Origin of the sequence: Leifsonia sp. Root227, from assembly GCF_001428745.1 — a bacterium.
Lineage (GTDB): Bacteria > Actinomycetota > Actinomycetes > Actinomycetales > Microbacteriaceae > Leifsonia.
Genome location: NZ_LMIO01000001.1, coordinates 410309 through 425022 on the forward strand (window position 1 = coordinate 410309; position 14714 = coordinate 425022).

Consider the following 14714-nt stretch of genomic DNA (forward strand, 5'->3'; position numbering starts at 1 on the left):
CGGAGCGGTATGGGGGACAGAGAGAGCGTCTCCGACTCTGTTCTGTGGCTGGAAGCGACCTCCGGAATGGAACGGTCGTTCGCCGCCCTGTTCGACCGGCATCGCGTGAGGATCTTCCGCAAGGCGTATGCGCAGGTGCGCTCCGTCGCCGACGCGGAGGACGTCGTGGCGCTCGTCTTCCTCGAGGCGTGGCGGAGCAGGCAGAAGGTCCGCATCGTCGACGGCTCGATCCTGCCGTGGCTGCTCACGGTCACCTCGTATGTGATCCTCAACCAGTCGCGCACCGCCCGTCGCTACACGCGTCTCCTCGCGGCGATGCCCGAGCCGGAGCGAGAGCCCGACCACGCGGAGGACGTGCTGGAGCGACTGGATCGCGACGCGCGCCTCGTCGCCGTCCGGGATGCGATGGCGCAGTTGAGCGCACACGAGCGGCAGATCATCGACCTGTGCATCATCGAAGAGCTGCCGATTGCAACCGTCGCGTCGGTGCTGGACATCCCCCTAGGAACGGTGAAGTCGAAACTGCACCGTGCAAAAGAGAAGATGCGCAAGCGGATGCCAGACGCCGACGCCGCCGTAGACCTCGCCGGCCGGCTGGACGGAGTGCAATCGTGACCCCCTTGTACGACGCGGACGACTTCCCCGCCATGACCGAGCGGCGCACCGATGCCATCCGGGATGCGCTCCTCACCCAGCTCAGGACCGAGAAGGAGCGGAAGCGCCGCACGCTCCGCCGTCGATTGGCGATCTGGGGCGGCATCGGCTGTCTCGTGGTCGGCGGCGCTGCTGTCGCCGGCACTGCCGTCGTGTCGTCGCGGCAGGTCACCAACCACGACAGCGTGTACTGCTTCGCCTCCGCCGAGCGCGGTGTGAACGGCGAGTACGACATGTCGGGCGCGACGATGTACAACCCGGACGGCGGAGGTGGCCGGGTCGAGAACGCCCTCGAACTGTGCACCACGATGTGGCGCCAGGGTGTTTTCAACCCGGACCACGACCCGCTCGCCGCCACAGCGGGAACCGGCACCGTGCCCGACCACCTGCAGGTGTGCGTGATGGACGACGGCGCGGCGGCGGTGGTGCCCGGACGGCCCGGCGTCTGCCAGGCCGTCGGGCTCTCCCCGGAGAAGACCGGCTGAGCGCTCTGCCCCGTCTGCACGGCTGAGGGGTGTGCGCGGCTGAGGAGTCGGCGGCTGGGCGCCGGTGGGAGCGATTGCGTCGGGAATCGGGAACCCGATCGCCCGGTCCGGACATTCCCCTGTAGTGACCAGCCTCAGGTGGTCCGCATCACGAACCTCGTAGCCCGAATCGACAGGGGGTCGACCGGTTACGAACGACGTGCACGGGAAGTTCCAGGGGGGAACGCTTCGCTTCGGCCATGTGCACGGCGAAGGCCGCACCCCGCGTCCGACACGACGCGGGGTGTGGCCTTTCTTCTTGGTGGTTTCGCTGTCGGTCCCTGGTCACTCCGCGCCGCCGAGTGCCGCAACCTCGAGCACTGCCGCCGCGACCGCTGCGTGGTCTTTCCGCAGGATCGCGCCGTGGTTGCTCGGCACCTTCGCGCTGATCGCGATGTGGGGGTTGCGGGCGACCACCTCGTCGAGACCGGCGCGGATGACCTCCTGCTCGTCGCCGCGGCTGCCGAGCGACGTGCCGGAGGCTACGACGTGCCTGGTCGGCACCACGATGCCGTCCAGCACAGGGCCGAGCTCGCTCGTGCTGCCGAGCCTGCCGAGCTCGATGTTGCTCTCCGCCTGCTGTGCTGCGCTCATCCGGGGCGTGAGCCCGGTCGGGCGCAGCAGCGGCGTGAACCAGCCCATCCGGCGGAACAGGGTGCGGATGCGCTCCTCCATCGCGTCGTCCAGCCAGTCGTACGGCTGGGCGCCGTCGACCAGGACGGCCCCGATCGTGCGGGAAGGGTTGCGGTTGGCCCAGTGCGCGGCGACATACGCGCCGTACGACCAGCCCACCACGAGCGCCCGGTCGACGCCGCGCGCCGCGAGCACCGCATCCACATCCCGTACGGCGGCCTCGAAGGAGTAGTCGGCGGAGGTGCCGGACTTCCTGCCGCGCGCACGCTCGTCGTAGGTGATGTGCCGCCAGGACGGCCCGAGGTCGGCGATCACCCTGCGCCAGTAACCCTGGGTGGCGAACTGCCCGTTGAGGTAGACGATGGGAGTGCCGGAGCCGCCGGTGTCGGTGACCGCGAGGGCGGTGTCATCGACCGGCACCATGCCGGTCCACGGTGCGCTGGTCGAGGTGGCGCTGCTGTTCGTCATGATCTTCTCCTGGTTCTGCTGGATCGTGGTGGGTTCTGGTGGGTTCTCGTGGGGGCAGCCGGTGCGGTCAGACGGTGTGTGCGTCGATGTCGCCGGATGCGGTGGTCGCGTGGATCTGCAGCACGGGTGCGCCGCCGCTGTTCGCGATCGTGTTGCTGATGCGGCCGAGCGGCGTCCCGGCGTCGAGTCCGGCTGTGATGCCGGATGGGACGCCGACCGACACGTCGCCGAGCTGCGTGCTGACGACCACGTCGCCACGGAGGGCCTCCGTGATCCGCACGTCGCCGCGAGCGGTGGTGATCTCGCCGGAACCGGTGAGCCGGCCGATGACGACGTCGCCGTCGATGGCGCTGATGCGAACGGTCGCCGCCTCGTCGAGCTTGATCGGCCCGAACGATCCGTCGACGGCCACGTCGCCGAGGCTGCCTGCCCCGCGCAGTTCCGCGCTGCCGTTCGCACGGATGCTCGACCCTGCCGGAAGCTGCACCGTCACCTCGACGGAGCCGCTCGGCCCGAAGGCCGCGTTCTTCTCCGGCGTCGCGATGCGAAGGACGCCGTCGGCGAATCCGACCGTCGTGCGTTCGGCTGCCTTGATGTCGCGCGCCTTGGAAGCGTCGAGGGGGTGGATCTCGACGCGGGTGTCCGTGCGTTCGGCTGCGATGAACCGAAGGTGACCGGCCGGAACGTCGATGACGGTGGTGACGGGGTTCGGGGTGTCGAAGGTCTGCATTGTGCTCAACTCCTGTGGTCGATGGGGCGATGGATGTTTCTGATAGTGGAAACGCTACGTTGCGTTCACATATAAAGCAACGACACAGTTGCGTTGTATAAGTAAAAAAGCTGGTCAAGCTGAACTAATCGTTGCACTGATTCAGAAACTAACGCAATCGCGAGGACTAAATGCGTTGCACTGACATGGCGCTGAACGCTACGCTCGTGCCGTTCACGACTCGTTCCATCCATCACGCGGAGGCCACCAGATGCCCGCAGGCAGGCTCACCAGGCAGGAGCGCCATCAGATCGCGCTCGGACTCGCCGACGACCTCGCGTACGCGGAGATCGCCCGCCGCCTCGACCGCCCGACGTCGACGGTCACCCGCGAGGTCATGCGCAACGGCGGCCCGGCCGGATACCGCGCCGATCTGGCTCAGAGGGCGACGGAGCAGCGCGCCCACCAGCGCCGCGCGACCGCCCCAGGTGCGCCCCGCGCCCAGCGCGCGGACGGGCGCGACTCACCGGCCGTGCGCGAATACGAGGAGACGTTCACCACCCTCTTCATGCAGTCCGGCCTTCCGCGCGTGGCGGCGGGCATCCTCACCAGCCTCTACACGACGGACGCCGGAAGTCTCACCGCGGCCGAGCTGGTCAGGCGGCTCGAGGTGAGCCCGGCATCCATCTCGAAGGCCATCGCGCTGCTGGAGGGCCAGGGCTTGGTCATCCGGGAGCGCGGCGACGGTCGCAGGGAGCGGTACATCGCCGACGCGGACGTCTGGTACCAGTCGATGATCGCCGCAGCAAGGTCCAACGCGCAGATCGCTGCGACGGCTCGCGACGGCGTGCGCCTCCTCGGCCAGGACAGCCCAGCGGGAGCCCGCCTCGAGAACATGGCCCGCTTCATGGACTTCGTCGGCGAGAGCATCGCCCGCGCCGCCGAGCAGGCGCGCGGGCTGCTGGGCAGCGGCGGAGAGGGGGACGCGCCGCGGGAGCGGTGACGGTCGACCGCCGCTTCGCCGCTGCCCGCAGGCCGCTCGCAGGCCGCTTGTCGGTCAGGTCAGGCGGCGAAGAGCTGCCGGAACCGTTCGATGTCGGATGCGGTCAGCCCGAGACCGTCCTGCGCGTACCGCTCGATCGTGCCGAACTGTTCGTTCAGCTGGGCGAAGGCCGCGTGCAGGTAGTTCTCCCTGACCCCGAGCACGGGCAGCAGCACGTCACGGCCGACACCGGCCGCCTCTGCCCTCTGGAGCACCGGTTCGAGCGCTGGCAACAGGTCGGTGTTGGTCTGCAGGTAGTCCTCGTAGACGGTCGTCTCGTCCACGCCGAGCAGGGTGAGGATGGACGCCGCCGCCCACCCGGTTCGATCTTTGCCGGTGGTGCAGTGGAAGAGCGCCGCGCCCTCACGGTTCTCGTCGAGGATCCCGAGGTACAGCTCGCGATACGACGCGAGCGCTGAGGGCAGCCGGACGATGTCGCGGTACGTCTCCTCGAACAACCGCTCCGCCTTGCCGTCGCCGAGCGTCGCGGCGAACCCCTGCGGGTCTGCTGAGAGGTCGCCAAGGCGGGCCGCGACGCTGAGCGAGCTGTCGGCCAGCACATCCAACTCGATGCTGCGCGTCCCCTCCGGCAGCCGGTCGGGAGAGGCGGCGACCTCGTCGGCGGTGCGCAGGTCGTACACCGTCTCGATGCCCAGCCCGGCGAACTGCGTGCGGTCGGCATCGCTCAGCGTGGCGAGGGTCGCGGAGCGGTAGACGAGACCGCGCCTGACCTGCCCGTTCCCCGCAGGAAGCCCACCGAGGTCGCGCAGGTTCGGAGCGGTCGGGATCGAGACCTTCCTGCCGTACTGGTCGCTCATTCGTTGCCTCTCTCGAACATCGTGGATGCGGGATGCGGTTCAGACGATCATGGCAGGTCGGGCGCGCCGCGCCGCGGGCCGAATTGACAGCCCTCACGCGAAATGAAACCAATCATGCATTTGACACCATGCAAATGCTGCGGCTCTCCAGCGGTCATCTCAGCTTCAGCTGCAGGAAAGGTGACACTAGTCCGGTCGCATCAGTTCACCGACTAATTTGGCCACCCGGAAATGATTTTACCGCAGCGGCGCTCCGCTTAACGTCCCGGGATTTGGTTCATCTGCCGGAACTCTTCCTCGTCCGTGTACACGTCGAGGAACACAGGCGCTGCGGTGAACGACAGTGGGCTGACAGGCCCGGAGATCATGAATGGGTAGCGCTTCTTTGATGTCGCTTGTGGGTTGGTGAACGACTTGTACAACTCCATTGCCGCGCCTGCGCCGATTTCATCCTTGAGCTTGTTCAAGTCGGTTCCTGAGATGAGCCCGTAGCCGAAGCATCGGATACCGAGTTGGGCGTAAATGCCGGGATGAAGCGAGCGGATCTCCTGAGTGATGAATGTCCACCCGAGTCCGGTCTTTCGTGTTTCGCGCACGTAATCGGACAGCTTCGATGCCAACGTCGCGACTTCGTCTGACTCTGGGTCTGGGTCTGGGTCTGCAGGAGCGTATCGGTGCGCCTCGTCGAAGATCACCGCGCAGTTGGCTAGATTCCCTCGTTCCTTCCATCGGAGTTCAGCAAGGCGGTTCAGCTCGCTTGAGATCTTCCGAATTAGGCGGGCTTTCATGTCTCGTCTGGCAAGCTCCGGAAGTCCGGTCGTATCGCTTAGGTTGATGACTACATAAGGCTTATCGTTGGACGTCGAGTCGATGACAGCGTCGATGATCGTGTGGAGCGGGTGTCTCTCCTTGCCTGATGGGGCGTTCGGCGCGAACAGGTTATGAATAGCCGCGAAAGCCGTTAGCGTTCGAGTGAACTCGGTGCCGTTGTCGAGTGCGCTGCGGATCGCGTCCTCGACCCGCTTGCGATTCGCCGGCGTGGAATAGACACGCTTGAGCGCCGACGAATTCGGGTCAACGAGTGCGTTGAGCACTGTTCGCAGGACTTCGGCTGCGTCCTGGTTGTACCAGCCCTTAGGAAGCAGCAGTTGAATCTCATCGGCCAGGAGCTCTGCGATGTTGCTCACTTTCACGGTGAGGCTCGTGAAGAATTTGGTTCGTTGGAGCAGTTCGGTTAGGAGCCCACCGTCTGCAGGTAGCCGGATCTGCTCTGAGATCGAGAGGTTCACGACCTTCCGGCCATACTGTGTCGCCATCCGCTTGAGGGAAAAAGGTAGCTTGTGTTCGTTGGTGAACTATCCCTGCGGATCGAAGACGAGGACTCCCATAGATCGGTGGCGAAGCTGCATGGCCACGAGGTGGCATGCGAATGCAGTCTTTCCGCTACCAGTGCGGCCGAAAACCCCTGTGTGGATGGCCCCGTCCGACCTCGGGTCGGTGAACTCCCGGACGTACATGGGGAGGTGGACGTCGTTACCGTGAATGTAGCCGAGGTAGACGACGTCTTCGCGGTTAGGTGCGATGAGAGCTTGGACTAGGCTGTCGCGGACTTGCTTGACAGGGCTTCCGGTAGTCGGGCTCATTCCGAGCGCGCCGCCTGATTCGATGGGCGCGGTGGTGAACGGAGGCTCACTGGAGTCGGTCTCGTAAACCGCCTGGATGCTGACTTCAGCCGATCGAACGTCGCCTTCGGCGGAAAGATGCGGCAGCGTGCCGTGCACACGGAGCACCCCTCGCATGTTGAGGTCCTCGTGCCAGCGGTTGCGGGTCTCGATCTCACCGATTGTCCCGAGAGCGAGGAGGTACTTGTGGTCACGCATTCGAACAGTCGAATAGACCAGAGTGCCGAGAAGGTTTTCGCCGCTGGCCTTCTCGACAATATCGATGGTTATTTGGGCGGTCGACGACGGAGAACCGATGATCCCAATTGTCTCGCCTTCGCTTGTGGGGGGAGCGAGGCGGTCTTGTTGGTCGGTCATAGCCCTTCCGTTCGGTAGGAGTGGATTAGCTGTGGCGCTAGGTCTGGTTGGGTGCGGGATAGGCGTAGGTGTGAGGCCGACTGCAGCGCGTCGAGTCCTAGTCCCACGCTTTTTGCCATGACGTCAGCGAGGTATTGCGGATACGGCTCACGGACGAACGGCGCGGCAATCTGCCTTTCGAGCGTTGCGATGAGTTCGCTGATGTCGCTGTCGCTGGCGGCAAGTTCAGGCTTCATCTCGATCCGGTAGGCGGACGAGCTCCCGGCCGGCTTCCAGTACATGTATGAAAGTTGGCATTGCCGTAGCGGCGTGAGGATCTCGTGGAGCCGTTGTACATACCGGTGCTCGCGCCGGGGTGCTTCGACGAATGCCTTGAGGTGCAATTGTGTCCATGCGCCGCCGGCGACGGCGACGGGTCGCGTGTGTTCGCCCTCTTCGAGGACGAGGGACATGACGAACTTGTCGTCGCCGGGGATCTCCTGTCCGATGCTCCGTGAAAGTCTTTTGGTCAGTTCGGTCGAGGAGTCGTACTTGGGCATCCCGATGATCTGCGGGACAGTCACGAATGCCTCAAGGGCGGTGTCGAGTTCGCACTCCCGCGACACCTCAAGAGCGAGGCGGCGCACTTGATCGCTTCTAGAGCTGTACGAGCTGTTGAGTTGAATCACGGCAGTCAGGTGGCTTCCGTCGAAGATTCGAACGTTGTGGGGCGCGTCGGCGATGACCGCCAGCTCGTTCGCCATCATTGCCGTGCGAGCGAGCCGTTCGTTGTCTACGTTGTGTAGCAGTACCTGGTTGAACGGGTGGTATTGGTTTTCCGACCAGGTCGGGCCGGACCCATCTTCGCTGAACCCTTCTACCCCTACGGCCAGCGCCATGACGATGTCGACGGCTACGGTCCGCTCGACGGCGAAGCCGCCATCAACAGCGCATAGAGTTGTCGGCCGGGCGTTGCTTGCTGTGGTGATGATGCCACCATCGAGGGCAGCTTGCCGAAGCTGCTCGCGTTGCTGCATCGCAGGTAGCAGCAGCGTTTCCACTTCGGCGCAGACCTGCTCCGCGTTATTCAGAATCTCGGCTAGCGCGTCGGCGGGGAGTCGAGCATAGCTTCGGTCTTCCTCAGCCATTGTCGTCGTCTCGCGTGCGTCGCTGAAGCCGGCCATTCTTGCGCGGTTGCTCACTCTCGTCCTCTTGAAGGAAGAGTGGACGTAGCAGCGTTGATCCTTGGGACCGGGTGAAAATCCCTTCGGCTTGCGCCCTGGAGATGACAATGTCGGCGCCCACACCGATCTCTTTGGAGAATTCGATCGCATCGTCAACTGTGCGAAGGCTCCAGAGGCGGTCCGTTGCTGTTGGCGGGATCAGTTGATCCTTCGAGAACGTTTCAGCCTGCTCCTCGGCGCCTACGGTGACATCGTCGTCTGTTTCTACGAACATGGCTTTACGCTCGTGAAGGAGAACGTGTCCAATCTCGTGAAACAGCGTTTCCCACATTCGATTTCGGGTCTTTCCACGGAGGCTCAATTGGATCACTGGTTCGGTGGCGCTCAACCATCGGGTGACCCCGTATGCTCGCGCCCCTTTGATCTCGGGAATGAAGACGATGCGCAATCCCGCTTCGGCGCCGAGCGCGGTGATGTCCGCGACGACGTCGGATGTTTCCTTTGCGGTTAGTCGTCGAAGACGTGGAAGTGACGCACGCAGTTTCCGCGCGGAGAACTCCGTCGCGGCAATCCTCTCGGCCTCGATCTCCCCGATCCGGAGCCACGCCGCGACTGCGTATCGGTCGATGTCGTATGCCCGCGATTGACGGAAAGCTGCGAGAGGCTGATCCCACATGCTTTCGAATGCGTTGACGGTCGCCACCCTGAAGAACGCAAGAAGCTGTAGGGCTCTTTCTCCGATGCTGTTTGCGGTTTCGGGTAGATGTCCTGAGCGGACTAGCTCTGCGACCGGGAGCGCGCGCACCCAGTCGGCAGCGTCGCTGAGGAAACCGATTTGAGCAAGCCGTGCTTGCTCAGATCGATAGTCCGCTTCCAGACGCGTCCACCAGGATGCGGACGTTCCAGTGACCAGCGCGAGCCGTTGCGCAACGTCCGCGCTGATGGACGCGGTTCCCTGCATCACTTGATTGATGTGCTTGGGTGTGAGGCCGGTGCGACGGGCAAGCTCCGCCTGGGACATCGCGAGCTCTTCGAGTTTGATTCGGAGTGATTCGCCTGGCGCGACCGAATAGTCAGGTGTGGCGGTGACCCGGTCGGGGTAGGCGCGTGATTTGGTCGTCATGGTGTTCACCTCCTAGTGATAGTCATCGATGGAGTCGACTACGACCGCGGTGACCTGTTCCCAGGCGAGGCTGCCGTCGGGGCGTTCCTGCCACGGGTCGGGAGCGATCAGCAGTCGGTATGGATGGTCAAGGTCGAGGGCGAGTAGACCGTCGAGGTCGCCGGTCAATTCGTGGCAGCGCCCGGCTTGTGTGCGGAGTTCGTGAAGGTTGTCCGCGATTTTCAGCTGCTGAAGCCGGGCTTGTAGACGTCGTGCGCGTTCGGCGCCGAGCTGACGTTGCATCTCACGGACCGACGTGCACAGCTTCGCCAACTTGGTGTTGGCATAGCTCACGTCCATGCATCTAGCCAATTATGAACCAAAATGGTTCATAATTGAGCGAGAACTATCAACCCTGTTCGGGGTACAGCCGCCAGCTTTCGCGATCAAACGACTGCCACCCGCTCCGCGACTCCGATCGCGGAATAGCCCACCGTTCTCGCCACCACTCACCGATAGCGGCGGCGGGCTCGGTCTGAAGGTGGAGTTCCGAGTCCTCCCCGCGAAGCCACGAGAATGTGTTCGTGGCGAGCGGAGCGAGGTAGATCTGGCGCTGTACTCCGTGAATGCGCATCGCTTTCGGATTGAGGTCAACCGCCTCGAGTGCGCGCTGGATCACTTCTCGACGATTTCGGAAGATCGTCGGTCCGCCCCACCGTGAGTGACGCTGAGTCTCTGCCGATCCAAGGTTCTTTCGCGCTAGTTCGACCATCAGGTCATAGATCGCTCCGGAGAAGTGGAAGTCGCCGGAGCCGTTGGTGAACCCGACTGGCCGCAGGACGAGCGAACCGTCCCTGCGGCGAACGCGATTGTAAATCGACGACCGCCCGAGCGCAGAGTTGGTCGTGATCATGGCCAATCGTGCGTCAGGGTCGCGCTGAGCGATGAGCGTCGTTCGATGCGCGTACTTTGCGTCGAACGCGTTTTGGACTTCGGCGGCGCTCAACAGCGACGCAATGAGCTTGCCGCCCAGAAGTTCGTTGTAGGGAGCCACTGCGCCGAGCACGAAAGCTTCCATCACATGGGACAACCGCTCGGCCCGCTGCTCGGATGTCCACCCAACCTCGCGGTCGCGGGCGCCAAGAGAAAAGACTGGGTCGGCCAGGCCGATCAATCCGATCACGGAGTCGTTGTGTGCTTCATCCACGACCAGGAACCGTAGTCGGCGCCCGTACCCGCTCGAAACGGGGATCGACCAATGCATCGAACACCAACGCCACAGCGCGCTGTTCGGCGAGCGGAAGTCCTCGATGTGGATCAGACGCGGCCGAATCCGTCGCGGTACGAGTTCGTCGCCGTTGGCCAATCGGAGCGTGAAAGCTCGATCATGCCGTTGTAGCGCCTTGCGTGCGCGTTCACGCTGGGAGACGACAGCCTCACCATGCAGAGACCGCCAAACGTCCTTATCGGATTCAACGGTCGATAAGACGCCGGCATCGGTCACCCGGAATCCCTGCGACTCGAGATGGGCAACGATCGCTTCGCGCCCGGCCGCGCGCTCGCTGTCGTTTAGTGCACTATTTGCAGGACGCTCTTCCTGTGTCGTCGAAGCCTCAGCCTGCGCAGGGCAAGCTCCCGCCTCAACTTGAGCGGCTGCTGTTGACGACACGTCTCTAGTATCTCCGAGACCGATGCGTCCACGTCCTCGATGTTCAGTGCTGGTTGCGTTCATGTGTTCCTCCCTCTGTTACCTATGCGCGGACACGGAGGGAAGCGCTGCAGCGGAGACCATGAACCTATGAGCCGCCCATCTGGCATCATAAGGCGACGGACGGTTCTCCCGTCGTCCCGCGCTCACCTAGGCAATTAGACTCTGCCGCTAATGGTGTGGGTGCTTAGCCGGCTATTGGGGGCTGGTAAGGGGGCGCTCATGCGCTCGCTCGCTGGCCGTGTTTAGCCGGCGAATACGATCCGACGGAGGTGGTTGACCCGTTCACGGTCGGCTCGTGGACGTTACCGCCAGACGTGTGCCGTGGCGGAATCGTAGAACCTCAGCCTCAGCGGGACGCCGTGTTCTCGGCGACGCCGTCTGATGTCGCGCGCTCGTTCGATGAGGAACTGGTTGTATCGCTTCTCCTGGTCGCCGTGGATTCCGACATAGAGAGATGAGATTTGGCTGTGCTTGTCGGAGATTGTGGAGAAGATGTGATCGTCGTTCGCTGACATCGAGACGCCGTGCACGAAAAGAGCACCTCGGAGGTTGGCGAAGGCGCTTAGAGCGAAGGTCAAATACCGACTTGTGGAAATCGTGTCTTCCTTCTCCTCGCGCGTGCCTTCGGTCACGATCAACGGGTACTCACCCTTAGCAAGAAGGGAACGGAGCTCCGGGATAAGCGGGCCATGATTCCAGTAGGAGAGCTTCTCGAGCCTTCTGCGCCGCCGAAAAAGGTGAAGTGCCCCGTGGAGAAAGTAGATTTGCTGGGATTGTCCCTGGCTCAATTTCCAGATGTGACGTGTCGTGTCAGTCGTGCTCGGCCATTGGAATCCGTCCCTTTGCGGAGTGCGCCAATCGGAGGCATCTGTGTGGTTGACAACCCAGTAGAGCAGCAGATCGTAGTTGAGCGTGAACACGTTCGCGAACTTCGACAGGAACGCCCGTGCGTGCTCAATCTCGTCGTCGCTTAGGTGTGAAGCTCGACTGGGATGGCGTTGCGCGAGGGCGTCGGCGAGCCCATTTCGAACGACATCCGCGTCGTCTCTCATCCTCCGAGCGAGTCGAGCCCCGGCAGGTCCGTGCCCCTGGCCGTACAATTTCGCGGCTCGCGCAGCGACACGAAGCTTCTCGACGATCACCTCAAAGTTGGAAGACTCAAACTCGTCAAACAAGACATCCTTGTCAACCGACAACGTGGCCAGCTTCGCTTCGGCCGCGAGAGAGGAGTACGCGAACCGTTCGTGGTCGTAGTCGATGCTGAACCCGTTGCCGAGCAGCAAATGTCGGCGCCCTCGGTGACGCGATTTCGCGTCCGCTATCGCGTCCTGGAACGAAAGCGGATTGATCACGGAAGCAGTGTGGCACATCGGACTTCTGGTCGCGTGGGGACGGGATTCTCAGAGGGGCCCGGACCTGGTTCGCAATGAGGCGATCCGGCCGCGCTGCTTGTCCCCTAAACAGGTGCCTTTTCCGGCAGCAATTGGGCCGCTTCCCACACTATGTCCCCGGATGGTGCCAATATGGGTGCGTGATCAGCACTTCGGTCGGCTGCTACGGGACTACCCGGTGACGCCGACGGTGACTCCTAGACGCCTCGAAGACGAGGTGTGTAAGCTGGCGAGTCCTTACAGTGCAGGTTATTCACGGCTGGTGCCTATTCTCATGTCGCGGGTGAGCTTCGTCCGCGACTGCCGCATTTAACCGAAGGGAGGCCGAAATGAAGAAGGACAAGACCGAAGCCGCAACACCAGGTGCGCGTTCGCGTGCTCGCATTGTTGTTCAGGCGGACGGAAAGCCGAGCCGAAGCGCGTTCACGACCTACCGCGTTATCCCGTCGGCGTCCTCGTCGGCGCAGCGGAAACGCAATGTGCGGCTAATCTTCGGCGCCGACGTGGTGGATGCTGTCGAGGCGTCGACGGCCGCATCGGAAGCTAAACGGCCAGAACGTGCCAAGCGGGGACGTCCCAAGAGCGAACAGCTGTCTAATGCTGCCCGCGTCTCCTCCGTTCGCCGGCGAACGGCATAAGCCCTACCACTCACGCAGTTCGCCGCTAGTCTGAACGGCGTGTGCGAATCGGTAACCATTGACGAGCAGGTCGGCGTCGCCGAAATCCTTGCGTTGTGCGACGACGCCGTCGATCATGTTCTCGACTATCTAGGCGATTCGCGCGAAGATTCGCTCGGGGGAGTAGGGCTTCTCGAAGCATTCTGCGCTACCGCGAAGACGCTGGTCATCGAACTGTTCTACTTCGACCTGGACATCAGGAGCGAACTTGCGTTGCAGCAGGAGACGGCGTTCACTCTGGTATCTCAGGATCCGAGCCGCCTTCACTTTTTCTCCGATGAGGCAACTCCCGGTGTGCGGGCGCGCGACTTTGTCGAACAAGCCAAGGACAGTTACCTCGGCTACTCGATAATCCGTCCAGAGCGGGTTGGCCGGTTCGGTCGCTCTATCGTCACCCCTCGGGTTACTCTTGGCGGCCGCGTACCCGTCGAAATCGGGGAGCGTCAAATTCGCACGGCGGTGACGGAAGTGGTCCAGCTGTTCGGGGTGCAGCTTCTCGCGGTCGGAGTGCCGTTCATGGAGCAGGACGGTGCTCTACTGAGATGCGCCCACGTGAGCGCGTGGATTTGCCACTACACGGCTGTCTTACGAGGAGCGGTTCCACGTCGAACCACCGGCTTCTTCCATTCGCGGTCTATTGGGCAGGGTTCTGTCGGACGTCCATATCCGTCAGACGGTTTGTCCACTCCGTCATTGAGCACAATGCTCAGCGAGGCCGACTTGCCGCCGCAGGTGGTCGACGAATACCTGCTCAGGCAGGACCGAGCATTGACGTGGGCGGATCGTCCGGAACTGATTAAGCAGGTAAGCAAGCCGAAGAAGTACTCCAAGGAATGGAAGCGCGCTTGGACGAGAGAGAACCTCGCGGACACGATCTGCCGATACCTCAACTCGGCGATCCCGGTAATCCTTACCCGAGATTCCATCAACCACACTCAGGTTGTCGTCGGTTACCTTCGTGAAGAAGACCTCGACAAGACATTGGGGGACAGCCGACAGAGCGACACGCACTCCGACATGGTCGCCTTCATCGTCGCGGACGACACCCGCGGACCATACGAAATCGTGTACCTCGACGACCTGGTCGCGGAAATCCTTAACGAATCCATCGCAGCCACCTCCATAGTCATTCCGCTCCCGCGTGCTCTCTGGATGACGGGCGACGCCGCCGAAAAGGTAGCGACCGAACGGTTCGCGGTGTACGCGCAGACCCGTCTGGAAGCGATCGACAAATGGCCCGCTGTAGCGGGAGACCACCAACTTGCGAAGAGCCTTCGCGTCGCGTTGACGCCGTTTGCGAAAGCGCTAGCGAAGCCAGGAAGCAATCAGTTCACGGTGCGGACATATGCAAGCCCCGGGACCGACTTCAAGTACAGCTTCGCAAAGCGAGTCGCCGATGAGGAACTCGTGCGGCAAGTCGGGTACACGTGGCTGCCAAAGTACGTTTGGGTCATTGAGATTCTGGACCGACATCTCCGAAGGCAAGGGCGTGAGGCGGTGGTTGCCACGATGGTGCTCGACAGTACAAAGGTTGTCTTCGAAGACGCCAACGAAACCTACCGGGACGTGTGGCCGTTGTTCATACATCTTCCCGGCCAAGCGCTCGCCGTTCCGCCATACTTCGGCTACTACGCGGAAACAGACCAGAACGAAGCCAGCTGGTTTGTCGCGCCCAGCGAGCCGTATTTCAGCGGCCGTTGGAGCCACAAAGTGCTCACTGACTATCCGTTGCAGAGGATCGCCGGGCTTGCCAAGACCGCGCTTGGATCGTAAACCAACCCGG

At 62.9% G+C, this 14714-nt stretch carries 15 protein-coding genes; 5 read left to right on the forward strand and 10 right to left on the reverse strand.

Translation table 11 applies throughout. The features are described 5' to 3' along the window. Positions 1-9 precede the first annotated feature (9 nt). Both ASE16_RS01965 and ASE16_RS01970 read left to right on the forward strand, forming a co-directional pair. Positions 10-615, forward strand: coding sequence for an RNA polymerase sigma factor (locus tag ASE16_RS01965; RefSeq protein WP_055890003.1), 606 nt, complete (start codon positions 10-12; stop codon positions 613-615). Then, positions 612-1139: a hypothetical protein gene (locus tag ASE16_RS01970; RefSeq protein ID WP_157479976.1), complete on the forward strand. Its 528-nt coding sequence runs from the start codon at positions 612-614 to the stop codon at positions 1137-1139. Before ASE16_RS01965 ends, ASE16_RS01970 begins: the two co-directional genes overlap by 4 nt. A gap of 324 nt (positions 1140-1463) precedes the next feature. Here the strand turns inward: ASE16_RS01970 and ASE16_RS01975 are convergent, their stop codons facing one another. Continuing rightward, positions 1464-2279, reverse strand: a complete 816-nt coding sequence (locus ASE16_RS01975; protein WP_055890007.1) for an alpha/beta fold hydrolase — start codon at positions 2277-2279, stop codon at positions 1464-1466. A 67-nt stretch (positions 2280-2346) separates the two neighbouring features. Further along, positions 2347-3009 (reverse strand): DUF4097 family beta strand repeat-containing protein, encoded by a 663-nt coding sequence (locus ASE16_RS01980; RefSeq protein WP_055890009.1) that lies wholly within the window; start codon positions 3007-3009, stop codon positions 2347-2349. A 250-nt stretch (positions 3010-3259) separates the two neighbouring features. Here ASE16_RS01980 and ASE16_RS01985 point away from each other — a divergent pair, with 250 nt between their 5' ends. After that, the gene (locus tag ASE16_RS01985; RefSeq protein ID WP_055890011.1) at positions 3260-3991 is read left to right on the forward strand and encodes a MarR family transcriptional regulator; all 732 of its coding nucleotides are present in this window, start codon (positions 3260-3262) and stop codon (positions 3989-3991) included. Positions 3992-4050: 59 nt separating this feature from the next. Here ASE16_RS01985 and ASE16_RS01990 read toward each other — a convergent pair whose 3' ends face one another. The 8 genes from ASE16_RS01990 to ASE16_RS02025 form a co-directional block, all read right to left on the reverse strand. Further along, positions 4051-4848, reverse strand: coding sequence for a tyrosine-protein phosphatase (locus tag ASE16_RS01990; protein WP_055890013.1), 798 nt, complete (start codon positions 4846-4848; stop codon positions 4051-4053). A 257-nt stretch (positions 4849-5105) separates the two neighbouring features. Further along, positions 5106-6164 (reverse strand): ATP-binding protein, encoded by a 1059-nt coding sequence (locus tag ASE16_RS01995; RefSeq protein WP_055890015.1) that lies wholly within the window; start codon positions 6162-6164, stop codon positions 5106-5108. A 39-nt stretch (positions 6165-6203) separates the two neighbouring features. After that, positions 6204-6887, reverse strand: coding sequence for a helicase HerA domain-containing protein (locus ASE16_RS02000; protein WP_055890017.1), 684 nt, complete (start codon positions 6885-6887; stop codon positions 6204-6206). Next, entirely contained in the window at positions 6884-8068 is a 1185-nt protein-coding gene (locus tag ASE16_RS02005; RefSeq protein ID WP_162255949.1) for a DNA double-strand break repair nuclease NurA, read from the reverse strand. Before ASE16_RS02005 ends, ASE16_RS02000 begins: the two co-directional genes overlap by 4 nt. Further along, positions 8007-9173: a HigA family addiction module antitoxin gene (locus tag ASE16_RS02010; RefSeq protein WP_082581138.1), complete on the reverse strand. Its 1167-nt coding sequence runs from the start codon at positions 9171-9173 to the stop codon at positions 8007-8009. The genes ASE16_RS02005 and ASE16_RS02010 overlap by 62 nt, the downstream gene beginning before the upstream one ends. 12 nt (positions 9174-9185) lie before the next feature. Continuing rightward, positions 9186-9512, reverse strand: a complete 327-nt coding sequence (locus ASE16_RS02015) for a hypothetical protein (RefSeq protein WP_055890022.1) — start codon at positions 9510-9512, stop codon at positions 9186-9188. 49 nt (positions 9513-9561) lie between these two features. After that, positions 9562-10821 (reverse strand): Druantia anti-phage system protein DruA, encoded by a 1260-nt coding sequence (locus tag ASE16_RS19225; protein WP_162255950.1) that lies wholly within the window; start codon positions 10819-10821, stop codon positions 9562-9564. 344 nt (positions 10822-11165) lie between these two features. Then, a complete protein-coding gene (locus ASE16_RS02025) occupies positions 11166-12215 on the reverse strand; it encodes a DUF4917 family protein (RefSeq protein ID WP_162255951.1) in 1050 nt (349 codons plus the stop codon). Between the two features lie 368 nt (positions 12216-12583). Here ASE16_RS02025 and ASE16_RS19555 point away from each other — a divergent pair, with 368 nt between their 5' ends. Next, positions 12584-12892: a hypothetical protein gene (locus ASE16_RS19555; protein ID WP_157479980.1), complete on the forward strand. Its 309-nt coding sequence runs from the start codon at positions 12584-12586 to the stop codon at positions 12890-12892. Positions 12893-12931: 39 nt separating this feature from the next. Further along, positions 12932-14704, forward strand: a complete 1773-nt coding sequence (locus tag ASE16_RS02030) for a hypothetical protein (RefSeq protein ID WP_055890028.1) — start codon at positions 12932-12934, stop codon at positions 14702-14704. Positions 14705-14714: the final 10 nt, after the last annotated feature.